The organism is Tissierellales bacterium (genome assembly GCA_035301805.1).
Classification (GTDB): domain Bacteria; phylum Bacillota; class Clostridia; order Tissierellales; family DATGTQ01; genus DATGTQ01.
The window spans coordinates 1-14,450 of the sequence record DATGTQ010000151.1 but is presented as its reverse complement, the minus strand read 5'-3'; the positions used below and the strand labels follow the sequence as shown (position 1 = coordinate 14,450).

General features: G+C 31.1%; 17 protein-coding genes and 1 other annotated feature. Of the genes, 14 read left to right on the top strand and 3 right to left on the bottom strand.

Translation table 11 applies throughout. The features are described from left to right. The 9 genes from VK071_07555 to saoA all read left to right on the top strand — a co-directional run. Window positions 1-272 (top strand): sulfur reduction protein DsrE (locus tag VK071_07555; GenBank protein ID HLR35164.1); only part of this gene is annotated, 272 nt, incomplete at its 5' end. Window positions 273-395: 123 nt separating this feature from the next. Further along, window positions 396-656 (top strand): thioredoxin-like (seleno)protein SaoT, encoded by a 261-nt coding sequence (gene saoT / locus VK071_07550; protein ID HLR35163.1) that lies wholly within the window; start codon window positions 396-398, stop codon window positions 654-656. A 37-nt stretch (window positions 657-693) separates the two neighbouring features. Then, window positions 694-1,767 (top strand): efflux transporter SaoE, encoded by a 1,074-nt coding sequence (gene saoE / locus VK071_07545; protein ID HLR35162.1) that lies wholly within the window; start codon window positions 694-696, stop codon window positions 1,765-1,767. A gap of 2 nt (window positions 1,768-1,769) precedes the next feature. Beyond that, the gene (gene saoC / locus VK071_07540) at window positions 1,770-2,240 is read left to right on the top strand and encodes a Cys-Cys-COOH (seleno)protein SaoC (GenBank protein ID HLR35161.1); all 471 of its coding nucleotides are present in this window, start codon (window positions 1,770-1,772) and stop codon (window positions 2,238-2,240) included. A 27-nt stretch (window positions 2,241-2,267) separates the two neighbouring features. Further along, window positions 2,268-3,362, top strand: coding sequence for an ABC transporter substrate-binding subunit SaoX (gene saoX, locus VK071_07535; protein HLR35160.1), 1,095 nt, complete (start codon window positions 2,268-2,270; stop codon window positions 3,360-3,362). Then, window positions 3,355-3,561, top strand: a complete 207-nt coding sequence (locus VK071_07530; GenBank protein HLR35159.1) for a hypothetical protein — start codon at window positions 3,355-3,357, stop codon at window positions 3,559-3,561. Before saoX ends, VK071_07530 begins: the two co-directional genes overlap by 8 nt. 42 nt (window positions 3,562-3,603) lie before the next feature. Next, window positions 3,604-4,134, top strand: a complete 531-nt coding sequence (gene saoB, locus VK071_07525) for an ABC transporter substrate-binding (seleno)protein SaoB (protein HLR35158.1) — start codon at window positions 3,604-3,606, stop codon at window positions 4,132-4,134. Further along, window positions 4,098-4,904 carry an ABC transporter permease subunit SaoP gene (gene saoP / locus VK071_07520; GenBank protein HLR35157.1) on the top strand — a complete coding sequence of 269 codons (807 nt, stop codon included), beginning with the start codon at window positions 4,098-4,100 and terminating at the stop codon, window positions 4,902-4,904. Before saoB ends, saoP begins: the two co-directional genes overlap by 37 nt. Then, a complete protein-coding gene (saoA, locus tag VK071_07515) occupies window positions 4,904-5,668 on the top strand; it encodes an ABC transporter ATP-binding protein SaoA (protein ID HLR35156.1) in 765 nt (254 codons plus the stop codon). Before saoP ends, saoA begins: the two co-directional genes overlap by 1 nt. A 450-nt stretch (window positions 5,669-6,118) precedes the next feature. Here saoA and eam read toward each other — a convergent pair whose 3' ends face one another. Beyond that, a complete protein-coding gene (gene eam / locus VK071_07510) occupies window positions 6,119-7,387 on the bottom strand; it encodes a glutamate 2,3-aminomutase (GenBank protein ID HLR35155.1) in 1,269 nt (422 codons plus the stop codon). 204 nt (window positions 7,388-7,591) lie between these two features. On the opposite strand from eam, the gene murJ reads away from it, so the two are divergent. After that, window positions 7,592-9,145, top strand: a complete 1,554-nt coding sequence (gene murJ, locus VK071_07505; protein HLR35154.1) for a murein biosynthesis integral membrane protein MurJ — start codon at window positions 7,592-7,594, stop codon at window positions 9,143-9,145. A gap of 348 nt (window positions 9,146-9,493) precedes the next feature. Next, window positions 9,494-9,740 (top strand) — a binding site (T-box leader). A gap of 46 nt (window positions 9,741-9,786) precedes the next feature. Next, window positions 9,787-10,923, top strand: coding sequence for a tryptophan synthase subunit beta (gene trpB, locus VK071_07500; protein HLR35153.1), 1,137 nt, complete (start codon window positions 9,787-9,789; stop codon window positions 10,921-10,923). Window positions 10,924-10,944: 21 nt separating this feature from the next. On the opposite strand, the gene VK071_07495 is transcribed toward trpB, so the two are convergent. Further along, window positions 10,945-11,280, bottom strand: coding sequence for a helix-turn-helix transcriptional regulator (locus tag VK071_07495; protein HLR35152.1), 336 nt, complete (start codon window positions 11,278-11,280; stop codon window positions 10,945-10,947). Between the two features lie 166 nt (window positions 11,281-11,446). On the opposite strand from VK071_07495, the gene VK071_07490 reads away from it, so the two are divergent. Continuing rightward, window positions 11,447-11,668, top strand: a complete 222-nt coding sequence (locus VK071_07490; protein HLR35151.1) for a hypothetical protein — start codon at window positions 11,447-11,449, stop codon at window positions 11,666-11,668. 335 nt (window positions 11,669-12,003) lie between these two features. On the opposite strand, the gene VK071_07485 is transcribed toward VK071_07490, so the two are convergent. Further along, the gene (locus tag VK071_07485; GenBank protein ID HLR35150.1) at window positions 12,004-12,849 is read right to left on the bottom strand and encodes a ribokinase; all 846 of its coding nucleotides are present in this window, start codon (window positions 12,847-12,849) and stop codon (window positions 12,004-12,006) included. Window positions 12,850-13,043: 194 nt separating this feature from the next. Between VK071_07485 and VK071_07480 the strand changes: the two genes are divergently transcribed. Both VK071_07480 and VK071_07475 read left to right on the top strand, forming a co-directional pair. Next, the gene (locus VK071_07480) at window positions 13,044-14,018 is read left to right on the top strand and encodes a P1 family peptidase (GenBank protein HLR35149.1); all 975 of its coding nucleotides are present in this window, start codon (window positions 13,044-13,046) and stop codon (window positions 14,016-14,018) included. Between the two features lie 125 nt (window positions 14,019-14,143). Next, a complete protein-coding gene (locus VK071_07475) occupies window positions 14,144-14,278 on the top strand; it encodes a hypothetical protein (GenBank protein ID HLR35148.1) in 135 nt (44 codons plus the stop codon). Window positions 14,279-14,450 lie beyond the last annotated feature (172 nt).

Below are 14,450 nucleotides of genomic sequence, written 5' to 3'. Positions count from 1 at the left end.
TACCACAAATGGAGGCAGGAAATCATGGTGCAGAAGTTGTAGGGATGTTCTTTGTCTTTGACAATACTTATTTACTATTAGACAATACAGATCTTGGGAAAAGATTACAAAAGCTTCATGAGAAAACAGGAATGATAATACTAGCTTGCGATCAATGTGTTCTAGAAAGAGAAATACAAGACAAAATAATACCTGGTGCCGCTATAGGATGTTTTCCAGTATTATACGGATGTTTAGATTCAGCTGAATTAGATCAGGTTATAACTTTATAATGTACATAAATCTATATAACATAAGATTTATAACTAGTATATTAAACTAGAATATTAAAAAACATCCATTAACTTAAGAATCTATAAAACTACATATAGCACATGAAGTTGGGGGTGTTGTAATTGTCCAAGGTGTTTGTAGAGTTTATAAATACATGAGCTGGATGTGACGGTAATACCAGGGCTGTGGAGGCTGCTGCAGCAAAATACGATGATAAGGTTGAAGTTAAGATTTATTATGCAGGTAAAGATTTTGATTATATAAAAAGATATGGTGTTATATTTAGAGGTACTATGATTATTAATGGAAAGAAAAAGATAGACAGGCTATCAAAAGACATTATTGAAAAAGAAATACAAAATGCAGTTGAGGAATTGTGCTGAATGGAGATGAGTTAAGGATATGGTTATATTTGATTTTATGAAATCAATTCTGCTTGCTGCAATAAACATGTTAAATGGAGCCTCGCCATGGCTAATATTTAGTTTTGCTATTGCGGGGCTATTGCGTGATCTCTTATCACCTGAAAAATTTCATAGAGCTTTAGGAAATACTAAAATAAGCTCCTTATTGAAGGTGACTATATCAGGAATGTTTCTACCTATCTGTAGTTGTGGAACTATTCCACTAGGGATAAGCATGTATTATTCAGGAGCATACCTAGGCCCTGTACTAGCATTTATGACATCTACTCCCATAATAAATCCCTGTGCAGTCATATTGAGCTATGGTCTTCTAGGTAAAGAAATTACTATTATTTATTTAATAGTTGGCTTTACTCTTCCAATTATCATAGGTATTATTGCTAATAAGTTTGGAAGGGATGAATTAAAAATGCCAGGAGTAGAGGAACAAATAGTTTCTATGACCATAGAAGATGATATTACACTATGGGAAAAAGTAAGGTCAGGTATGATTTGGGCATTTAATGATTTAGCATTAATAGTTAGTAGATACGTAATGATGGGGATGATTTTAGGTGGTTTTATTGTAACGGCTTTTCCGGATACTTTTATACAAAGATATCTTGGAAATCCTAGTATGCTGTCTCTTGGAAATATAGCTATATTGGCTACGGTTATGTATGTATGCGCTGTAGGGCATATTCCATTTATAGCTGCATTAGTGGCTAGTGGGGCTGCACCAGGAGTTGCTATTACTTTTTTAATGGCTGGGGCAGCTACGAATTTTCCAGAGCTTATAAGTATATATAAAGTAATTGGAAAAAGAGCAGCAATAATGTATGGAGCTATTGTTGCGACAGCTGCATTGTTTGTAGGAGCTTTAACAAATAAGATATTAATGCCTGGATTTGAACCTGTCATTAACTTTAATACAATAGATAAGTCTATAGAAAGTGCAAATAAATTAATTTTTGCAGCCCCAGAGCCATTAAAGTACTTATGCTCAGCCATTATATTTGTTTTATTTTTAAAGTCTGTTATACCAGATGTAAAAGAAGAATTGAAAAAAATGAAATCAAAAGAGGTATAAAAATGAAATGGAAAAAGGCTAGGCTGGCTATACTTATTATAGTGATTGTTGGTTTGGGGGGTTGGGCATTTAATCAGGATAAAATAAGGCAGGAAGAAGACTTAGGTGTGAGTTTAGGAAATGAATTATTACTTCATTTTAAATCAGAGTACCCAGATAAAGAGGTTTTGAAATGTGGGTATGAGGATGTAAATGATGATGGTATTAAGGATTTGGTAGTAATATTCAATAATAATAAAAAGTCTAATGGAATGGTTGTAGTGTTAGATAATGGAGAATATTACAGTATTACAGAAGAGGTTCCAGCTCCAATAGAAAATCAAACCATAGAATTTAAGAATATTGATGAAATTGGTCCTATAGAGTTTATTGTTTCAGGATCTAAAAATGGAAGATTTGGATATGCAATTTTTAGAGTTGAAGATTTAAAAATAAAAGACTTATTTGGAGAGGGAATGGAAGATTGTTGCTAGTGTGAAATAACAGGAGGTATATTGAAAATGAAAAAGAAAGCATTGTTATTTATCTTAATAGGAATAATTGTTTCAACATTTCTTATTGGTTGTCAAAGTAAAAGTGTAGATAAAACAGGAAAGGTTGACGGCACAGGTGATTATGAAATAAACCTAGGATATTATAACTGTGATCATATGGTTGGGGCTTGTGTAGGGGAAGCTACAGGAATATATGAAGAACTGGGACTAAATGTAGTAATCACAGGAAATGGGAAAGTGCCTGAAGCTATGGCAGCAGGGCAAATGGATGCTGGTTATATAGGTAATAGAGGGTTAATTGGAGCTAATGGACAAGGTTCTCCAATAATGATAGGAGCTAATAATCATATAGGTGGATCAATGTATCTAGTGGCATCAAATGATGTAGAGAAACCAGAAGATATATATGGGGAAAAAGTGGCTATTGGTGACCCATCTACTAATGAATCTTGGTTAGCAGGCTATTCAAAAATATTAAATTTATCTACTGAAGAATCTGATTATGATCTAGTTAATATAGGTTCAGATGCAGATAAATATGCAGCTTTAAGTACAGGGCAGATTAAAGCTTTCACGGCTTGTGATCCTTGGGGTTCTATGGCAGTACATGAGGGAACAGGGAAAATTATGGCTACATATATGGAAATGGATGAAAGGATGGGAATTTGTTGTGCATTTTCCTTAAACAAAAACTTTGTAGAAGAACATCCAGAATTAGCTAAGAAATTACTATTGGCTCATCAGAAAAGTATTGAATATGTATATAAAAATCCTTATAATGCAGCTAAAATTTTTGCAGAATATTATAAAGTGCCAGAAGAAGTTGCAATAATGACTATTTATAAAAAATGTGTAGAGGAAGGTAGAACTTTAACATGGAAAATTGAAGAAGAAAACTTTAAGCATGCTTATGATGTGTATAAAAGATATGATTTAATAGAAAAATTACCAGAGTTTGAAGATTTAATAGCCTATGATATTTATGAAGCTGCTGATTTACGTGATTTTAATGAATTTATAAAGGAAGAAGTGGATCCAGAATTTCCCGTAGGAATGAGTTATGAGGACTTTAAGAAAAAGGCAATGGAGATAAATGAATAGAATACTTTTAATTACATTTATTATTGGATTAATAATATCCATAGCATTTATTTTACCAGAAGAAAACTTAGGTGAAAAGATAAAAATAGGTGTATCAGATGATACGTCTGGTTTTGTAGTAGATTATATGATTCGACATGGGAACCTTTCAGGTTTAGGAGAGGATGAAATGGAGGCATATTTTATTAAAGATTGCTGAGCTAAAACTACTCAATGGGCCTTGAGCTCAGATATTTTAGATATGGCTATAATTTGCAAGGAAGCAGCTGAGGATTTTTTAGAGAATGTAGAAGGATTTGAAGTCGTTTGTGAGTGCATAAAGAACTCTGATATTTTTGTAATGAAAACAGATAAGCCTCAAAAAGTAGGTATGACTCAAGATAGGGATTATCAAAAACAATTAATTAAAAAAAGATTTGGTGAAGATGTTGAAATAGTACCAATGATGCTGGGTGCCCTTCCATATGCATTGGAAAATGATGAAGTAGATGCTATTGTAATAGACTTTATGAAAGGCATACATTTGAATGGGAAAAAAGAAGATACAGTTTTAGATGAAGACTACAATACATATGTACTATTAGTAAGTGAAGAATTTAAAGAAAGTCTTGAATTTAAGAGATTTATAGAAAGTTATAATATGTCCCTAAAGGATTTAATGACAAATGATATGAAATTAAAAGAGCATTTTTATAATTATACAAAAAATAATCTACAAGAAGGGGGGCTAGAGAAATGGAAGATAAAAATTCAGGTTTTGATGGAAGATTGAAAAGTAAAGAAGTGACAAAAAAGGGGCTAAAAGATGGAATATATAAAATCCTTGTTTTTTTAATTATTGCAGGATTATGGCAGTATCTTGCTATGAAAATAAATGTACCTTTGCTTTTACCTACTCCAAGAGCAACAGCCTTAGCATTGTTTAATTCAGTGACAGATACTGAAATTCTAATTAATTTATTTATTACAATGCAAAGAGTTATGAAAGGATTTTTAGTTGCATTATTTGTAGGAGTACCTTTAGGATATATAATGGGGCTTTCACAGACTGCGGAAAAAATGCTGGGAGGCATAATAGATTCAGTTAGGCAAATACCTATTATGGCTTGGGTTCCTCTTACAATAATTTGGCTTGGGATAGGGGATGGGCCTACTATATTTATGATAGCATTATCTGGGATATTTCCAATTATATTAAATACTATTGAAGGTGTTAAGAATATATCGAAAGACTATTATAATGGAGCTAAAAGTATGGGAGCTGGACCATTTAGTATATTTATCAATATAATAATTCCAGCATCATTACCAAATGTACTTACTGGGGCAAGAATTGCAGTGGGTACTGGCTGGATGTCTGTTATCTGAGCTGAGTTCATTGCTACGAGTGCCGGTCTTGGCTACTCTATGGTTGAAGCCCAAACTAAGATGCAAACGGATGTGCTTATGGCACTTATGTTTATGTCTGCGTTTGTTGGCTTTGGTATTGATAGGATACTACAGTTTATTAATAGAGCACTTACTAAATGGAGGCATATATAGTGAAAGAACTAAAAGTAGAAAAAATAAATAAAACTTTTATGAATAATGGAAAGAAAAATCAAGTTCTTAAGGATATTAGTTTTGAAATAGAAAAAGGTCAATTTATATCTTTATTAGGTCCATCGGGTTGTGGAAAAACTACACTTTTAACAATAATAGCAGGATTTCAAAAGGCTGATTTAGGGGCTACATTAGTAGGAGGGAATGAGGTGAAAAAGGCAGGACCAGATAGAGGATTTGTATTTCAAAACTACGCTTTATTTCCATGGATGACTGTAAAAGAAAATATATTATTTCCAATGAAACAGACTAAGATGCCAAAAGACACAAGAAAAGAAAGATTAGAACATTTATTGAAGGTAGCCCAATTAGAAGGTAAAGAAAATTTATATCCACATCAAATTTCAGGTGGAATGAAACAAAGGACCGCATTAGTAAGAGCATTAGCGACAACACCAGATGTACTTTTAATGGACGAGCCTTTGGGGGCATTAGACTTTCAAATGAGACAAAGATTACAGGATGAATTGGAAGATATTTGGTTAGAAGATAGGACTACAGTTGTTATGGTAACCCATGATGTGGATGAGGCTATTTATTTAAGTGATAGGGTAATCGTAATGTCAACAGATAAAGGAAGAATAGTAGAAGATATGTACATAGATCTAGATAGACCAAGGGATAGAAAAAGTGTAGGATATGAAAAATATAAAGATAATTTAACGGATATTTTAAGTAAATTAAATATGCCAATGGAGGTATAAAATATCTTAATTAAAAGCATAGAGAATAGATAGTCTTACTATATACTATCTATCCTCTATTAATTATAAAAGAATTAAGTAAATTTTATTATGCTTAAACAAATTCTGTTGTATTTAAGTGAGCTATTTTATTTATATTTAATTACCTATCTTTTAATTAGAGTAATAAATATTTGAAATTGTTCTACCAACTAGGTTAATATTTTACTAAATGCTATATTTTCCTTTTTATAAATTTTTATACTTTTTCAAATAGTATTAAATTACTGTGATAGAATATGTTCATCCTAGCGTTATACTGTAAAGGATGAGTGAAGATAATATTTTTGATTAGCTATGGTGAAAGCTTAAAAGTTTGACGAAGTTAAAAGCATAAAATTAAGTTAAGTTTTTATTTAGGCAGTGACTTTTTAACAACCATTATTAAAAATTTGGGTATTTTTTATAAATTCATTTAGATAACATTTCTTTAATATCCTGAGTCGGCTTATTAGGATAATCTACTATATTTCCTTCCCATGTCCTAAACTTAATATAATCTCTTCCTCTTGAAATTAAGTATTGCGGTGAAATAGGAGTTTTACCTTTTCCATTAGGAGCATTTACTATATAGGTTGGTATAGCCATTCCAGAGGTATATCCTCTCAGATGTTCTATTATTTCTATGCCATCATCAATAGATGTATTAAAATGGGTGGTTCCAATAACATTTTTAGCATGAAATATATAATAAGGCCTAACTCTACATTTTAAAAGTTCATGATTTAAAAGGCGCATTACATATTTATTATTGTTTATTCCATTTAGTAATACCGCTTGATTTCCCAAAGGAATCCCTGCAAGAGATAATTTATCACAGGCTTTTTTAGATTCTTTAGTTATTTCCATAGGATGATTAAATTGAGTATTTATATAGATTGGTGGATACTTCTTTAATATACTAACAAGATTATCAGTAATTCTTTGAGGCATAGTCACCAAGGTTCTAGTTCCTAGTCGTATATAATCTACAGTTGGAATTTTATATAGTTCCCCAAGTAACCAATCTAGCATATCATCAGATAAGGCTAAGGCATCTCCTCCTGTAATTAAAACATCCCTTATTTCAGGGTTAGCTTTTATATATTCTATGGAATCTATGAGGTCTTCTTTTGAATTGTGATGGTCTGAGGAACCTATGTTTCTTCTCCTTTGACAATGTCTACAATACATTGCACATATATTTGTAACATTTATTATAAGTCTATCGGGATACCTTCTCGTTATGACCCCAGCCGGGTTAGTAAATTCTTCACTCATAGGGTCCGAGTCGCCTTCATTTGTTAATTCAAATTTTGTGGGGATAGACTGTAGTTTAACTGGATCAAATTTGTTATCGTCATCTATTAGGGAAAGGTAATATGGAGAAATGCCCCAACGATATTTTTGACCGACATTTTTAATATCACTTATTTCTTCTTGAGTCAAAGAAACTACCTGTTTTAATATATTTAAGTCGGTGATTCTATTGCTCAACTGCCACTTATAATCATTCCAATCTTTTTCACTAGCATTTAGAAGTGAAAGTATCTTTTGTTTTTTTTCCTCAGTTTTTCTTTCTTGTTCTTTCGACATACCCTTTGGGATTTTATCCCTTACCTCAAGATAGTCCTCAATTTCAGATTTTAACTCACAGGCTCTTTCTAAAGCTATAGCTTTTTTTGTTTTACTTGTATTCATTGGAAATGGACACTCCTTTCATGTTGTATAGTTTGTATAAAAATTAAATTTTAGTATGGATAGTGAAAAAGTGGTTTAACCTGGATTATAACAAATAATATGGTAAAGTGCAAATTTCCTGGGTATTACTCACTATGACTGATTGATAAAGTTTGTTGAATTTTATATAATAGAGTAGTTCAATAAATTAGGAGGGAAAGTTTTATGTCTAATACAAAAAAAGTAGCAAAGTCGGCTGCAATGATAGCCGTACTTACTTTAATTAGTAAATTTTTAGGTTTTATTAGGGAAATGCTCATTGCTTATAAATTTGGTTCAGGATATGAGACGGATACATATTTTGTAGCTATGACAGCAACAGTTCTTATTATGAGTACTGTTGGGGCAGCTTTAAATACTACCCTTATACCGATATTTTCTGAAATTGAAGAAAAAAAGGGAAAGAAACACAAGGTTAAGTATTTAAACAATGTTTTAAATGTAGTCTTCATAATAACCATTGTATTAGGCATATTAGGATATTTTCTTTCTCCTGTAGTAATTCGAATATTGGCCAAAGGTTTTACAGGTGAGCAGTTTAAATTGGCAGTAAAGCTTAATAGAATAGGACTACCAATTATGATTTTTTTAGGCTTTACTTATATATTTTCAGGTTTTCTTCAAAGTAGTGAAATCTTTGGTCCTCCAGCTATTGCTGGAATTCCTTTTAATTTAGTTTATATAATATACTTATTTATATTTTCTAATAAACTAGGAGTAGTAGGACTTATGGTTGCTAGTGTAATAGCAGCATCAGCTCAATTTTTAATCCAAGTACCAGCAACTAAAAGATTAGGATATAAGTATAGCTTTGATGTGGATTTAAAGGATAGATATATAAATAAGGCAATGATACTAGTTCTACCAGTGCTTTTAGGTTCAGCAGTACAGCAAATAAATACTGTAATAGATAAGACTTTAGCTTCTGACTTGGTAGAAGGTAGTATTTCAGCTTTAAATTATTCTGCTAAAATTAATAGTTTAGTAATTAGCGTGTTTGTTACGGCTATTACCACTGTTATTTTTCCAATGTTGTCAAGGGCCTTTAATCAAAACGATACAAATCAAGTGAAGGAAATAATGGCTGAAGGAATAAATATAATACTTATAATAACTGTACCAGCAACTATTGGAATTGTACTATTGGCACAGCCTGTAGTAAAAATCTTTTTCCAAAGGGGAGCTTTCGATGAAACGGCAACTTTAATGACTAGTCAGGCTTTAATTTTCTATTCTTTAGGATTAGTAGGTTCTTCTTTAAGATTAATGTTAAATAAGGTTTATTATTCTTTTCAAGATACTATTACTCCTATGGTAAATGGAATTATAGCAGTTATTATAAATTTAATTTTTAATATTATTTTAGTGAAACCCATGGCCCATTCAGGCTTAGCTTTGGCTACAAGTATATCACTTACCGTTAGTACCTTATTTTTGTTTGTAAGTTTAAGGAAGAAAATGAAAGGCGCTATGGGGTTAAAAAGATATATGGAATGTTTTATAAAAACTTTAATTTCTGCTATAATTATGGGTTTAGTTGTAAAAGTCACTTATTTTGGTCTTACTTCATTACTTCCGGATAAAAATATAATACAACTAATAGTACTTGTATTTACTATAGGTTTAGGCGGTTTTATTTACACTATTTTATGTAGTATATTAAAAGTTAAAGAAATAAGGGTATTATTAAATAGATTAGTGAGAATGAAAAAGAAATAATGAATGAGTGAGTCAAACAGGGCCGTCCGAGACCATTGAAAAAGTCCAGTTTAAAATTCCCATCTAATCATTAAGTTGGTATCTTCTTGTAAAATATTAAATATAACTTAGAAACATCAAGAAACGAAGACATTTTAGAGGATAGTATGTTTACTATTCTCCTTAAATTAACTGCAATTGCAGTTAATTTAGATTGTGTAGACGTACCTCCGGGCTTATTTCTAAAAACCACATATATGCTAGATTTAATGAAGAGCGTTCTATTACTTGCTTATTATACTAATACCATTCTTCACTTACTATTGACTTAGGGAAAATTTTATGGTAACATTACTCTAATTTAATAAAAGAAATTCTATGACAAAGAGTAGTAGTTAAAGTGTTCCATTTCTAGAGAGTTAAGGATGGTGGAAACTTAACAATGGAAGCTTTAATGAATGGACTTTGTAGAAATAAGGTGAAATCAAGTTTTGAGAGTACCTTTAATCGGAAGCCTACCGTTATCTTAGGACAGGATATGTTAGTATCCCATAAGAGTGATGCATTTTTGTGCATAATTTAGGTGGCAACACGAATATAAGCCTTCGTCCTATTGTTGGATGAAGGCTTTTTTTATATTTAAATTTAAAGGGGGCTATAAAATGAGAAGGAATGGATATTTTGGTGAGTTTGGTGGGAAATATGTAGATGAAGATCTAAAAGAAGTGTTAGAAGAATTAGAAAGGAAATATAATAAATGTATTAGGGACGAAGGATTTTGGGAAGAAATAAATTATTACCAAAAAAATTATATAGGAAGAGAAAGTCCTTTATATTTTGCTGAAAATTTAACTAAGGAACTAGGTGGAGCTAAAATATACTTAAAAAGAGAAGATTTAAACCATACAGGTGCCCACAAAATAAATAATGCTATAGGTCAAGGGATTTTAGCTAAAAGAATGGGAAAGAAAAGAATAATAGCTGAAACCGGGGCTGGACAACATGGAGTGGCTACTGCCACAGTTTGTGCTCTACTTGGTTTAGATTGTATTATTTACATGGGAGAAGTAGATATAAAGAGACAAGAGTTAAATGTTTTTAGAATGGAAATGTTAGGAGCAGAAGTAAGACCAGTAAATAAAGGTGATAGAACTTTAAAAGATGCAGTAGATGTAGCTTTAGAAGATTTTATTAAAAACAAAGAAAATACCTACTATTTATTAGGTTCAGCTGTGGGACCTCATCCTTATCCTACTATTGTTAGGGATTTTCAAAGTATTATAGGCAAGGAGGCCAGAAGACAAATGTTAGAAAAAGAAAACCAGCTGCCAGACTATCTTATAGCCTGTGTAGGAGGAGGTAGTAATGCCATAGGATTGTTTCATGAATTTGCAGAAGATAAAAAGGTAAAAATGATTGGAGTAGAAGCCTATAATTCAGCTTCCATAGAAAAAGGAGAAATAGATATTATTCACGGTTTTAAATGCTATGTATTAAAGGGGGATAATTCTTCAATAGCAGCTGGATTAGATTATCCAGGTATCGGACCTGAACACAGTTATTATAGTTCTATAGGTAGAGCAAAATACGTTTCAGTAACAGATGAAGAAGCATTAGAAGCTTTCTTTAAATTGTCCAAAACAGAAGGAATAATTCCAGCTATAGAAAGTTCCCATGGAATAAGTTATGGAATGAAATTAGCAAAAAAGTTGCCTAAAGATAATATAATAATAATAAATTTATCTGGTAGAGGTGATAAAGATGTAGTGCAAGTAAAAGATATAATAGAGAAAAAATGAATACATCAGTATATATTAAGACTAACTTTTAAAAAGTTCTATAGTAGTAGCAATTTTTTCAATAGTTGAGGGAGGAAGTTTATCTACTTGGTAAAAGAGTCTTTCTAAAGCATTAATTTTAGTAGAATATTCTTCTTCCTCTTCTTTAACTATGGACAAGTTTGAATTTCTTATATTAGTTTTGCCAAAAAGATAATCTATAGAGACATTAAAGAACTCAGCAATTCTAACAATAAGCTTTTCGTCATTAGGAAATCTTAATCCATTTTCATAATTACTAATAGACTGTCTACTAATATTAAATTCTTTAGATAGTTCTATTTGAGATAACCCTTTTTCCTCTCTTAAATACTTCAATCTTTCAGAAAAAGACATTTCATCACCTCGAAATTATATAAATTACTATTATAGTAGCACCTAAAAGAAAATCATCCTATAGTATGCTACAAAAAGAATAAAATAATGATATAATAGATACAATCGTTGGCGTTTAATATCTATAATTTAGAGGGAGAGATGAGGTTTGGTAGATTACTATAGGATGTTATTAGAGGAATATGTTGATTTAGAAGGAATAACTGAAAGAATATTAAAGGATATATTAGAACAGCTAGGGAAAGATTTGATTTATAATTTTTTTGCTTTTGGCAAAGATGTAACTTTTGAAACCTTCTTAAATAATTTTAATATTTATTTAGAAATTATAAGAAAACTATCTGATGATGAGTGTGATGAATATAATTAGTTTATTATGAAGACATAATAGAAAAAGATTTTTGTTATTCTTATTATTTTAAAAGTTGTTTTTCAATTAAATGCTCTTATACATGGAAAAAGATAAAGACATAGATGGGTTTTCATCTTTGTACCTAGTGAAGGCTTGGGATGGGCTAAGAAGAAATAAAAAAATACTGGAAATATAAAAACAGCCAATATCGTTATAATAGGGATATTGGCAAGATATATAGCTATAAAATTTAATACTTGAAAAGGTTTTGGAAAAGTAGGTGTATTAAAGTCAATATACAAAAACCTAGAAATTTTTTTTAGGTTATAGCTACCATAAAAGGCAGAAAAGATTTATCCTCTAACTTTTTCAAGTGCATAATTTATAGATTCATCCATGCTTTCCCCTTGAGAAAGCTTAAAGGTAAGAGCCGAATTAAATATATTATTTGCATTAGTAATATTTAATTCTGAGGTTTCATAAGAATTAAAATTTTTAGATTCGCTAGAGTTTATGTATATACAGCCTTTTTCTCTCAAGAATACTATTAACTCTTTAACACCTAATCCTAAAAGAATTTCAGCAGCTTTTTTTAAATCTTTTTCATTATTAATCGAAATGCCACTTAAAACTTCTAGTTTTAATTTATCTGCTATTAAAAGGTCCACATGTCGAATTATTTCACAATCTAGAACCTGGGCAGGGGTAGGATCTAAGATAGTATACTTTCCTTTTGTTTTTGCTTTTTTCAGCCCATATTTTACAGTTTCAATTGGTATCTCTAATTGTGTTACAACTATTTTTGACTTTTCAATTATATCATCAGCTTTATCTATATTTCTATTATTTATTTTAGTATTAGCTCCTGATGCAACGATAGTTGCATCTTCACCTTCTCTATCAACTGAAATTAGGGATACGCCTGTTGGAGCTTCTTTAGTTTTTTCAATATAATATGTATTGATTCCATAAGACTCCATCTGTGAAACTAATTTATTACCCAAATCATCATCTCCTATTTTACCGACCATAGCTACATTTCCACCTAAATTAGCCATAGTTATAGCTTGATTAGTCCCTCTTCCACCAGGGAGCTGGTTAAAGCTTGTCCCTATTACAGTTTCACCTTTTTTAGGTATATCTATTACATTTGCAACTAAATCTATATATATACTACCTATTACTATAATATCAGCCATCAAAATTACCTCCATTATTTATCTAATAGTACTATATAATAGTACCATATTTTTACCTGTTTTCAATGTTATCTATTTACAATTTTTTGTTGTCCTGTCGTTTCATGCCGAAACCTTATTATATACCACCTTATTATATAGTATAATATCAATATAATACAATCCTTAATAATTTATTAGAAAGGAGATTGACCATGGTAACAAAAGAAATTAAATTTACAGATATAGAAGGTATACAGGTAGGAAATGCACAAGATATGGAAGGTGGAACTGGTTGCACAGCCGTAATATGTGAGGAAGGAGCTACAGCAGGTGTAGATGTAAGAGGTGGTTCGCCGGGGACTAGAGAAACTGATTTACTCAATCCCCAAAATTTAGTAGAAAAAATTCATGCCGTTATGTTAACAGGAGGAAGTGCCTTTGGATTGGATGCAGCTTCTGGTGCTATGAAATATTTGGAGGAAAAAGGTATTGGTTTCGATGTACAAGTAACAAAGGTACCTATAGTATGTAGTGCTGTCTTATTTGATTTAGTAGTAGGAGATTATAAGATTAGACCAGATAAAGAAATGGGATATAAGGCTTGCATTAATTCTACAAAGAAAGAATGTCTAAGTGGCAATGTTGGTGCCGGAACTGGAGCTACTGTGGGAAAGTTTTTTGGTATAGATAGGGCTATGAAAGGTGGTCTTGGTTCTTACGGTATTCAAGTTGGGGATTTAAAAGTAGGGGCTATAGTTGCTGTTAATTCTTTAGGAGATATTATTGATCCTAATACTGGGGAAATATTAGCTGGACTTTTAGATAAAGATAGAGAAAACTGTATTGGAACAGAAGAGGAAATGTTAAAGGTATATAGTGGAAATAAAAACATATTTAGTGGGAACACTACTATAGGAATAGTTGTAACTAATGGTATATTTAATAAGTCTCAAATGAATAAAATTGCTTCCATGGCCCATAATGGATATGGAAGAACTATAAGGCCTGCCCATTCTATATTTGATGGGGATACGATTTTTACTATGGGGACGAATAAAGTGGAAGCCGATATAAATGTAGTAGGTTTCTTAGCAGCTAAGGCTATGGAAAGAGCAGTTATAGATGGGATAAAGTCCGCTGATTCAGCTTATGGGTTTAAGTCTTATAAAGAGCTACGAAAAAGTTAGCTTTAAAGAGTTTACATAAAACAACATAAAAAGATAAAATTTCATTATAAATTACAGAAGTAGTCTAAAGATCAGCTAATACTAATTAATATCAAGGGTTAGTACTATACCTAGGAGGATAGGGAATGTTTAGTATGTATAGACCATATTTAAAGGAATATCTTAACCTAGAAGATATAACAGACATAGAACTAAGTAGAGCTTTAGAGGAACTAGGAAGAGACTTAGTATTTAGTTGCTTGTATTTGGAAAAGATGTAACTTCTAAAATATTTGTGGAAAATTTATCAATTTATTTAGATATTGCTAAGAGGGATTCTTCTATAAATGAAAATGAAGATGAATTTAGAAACTGGTGAAAAAAAGAATTTTAAAATTTTGAAACCTCCAATTGACATAACTTTTTTAATAGGATAGACTAATGTAGTTAAGT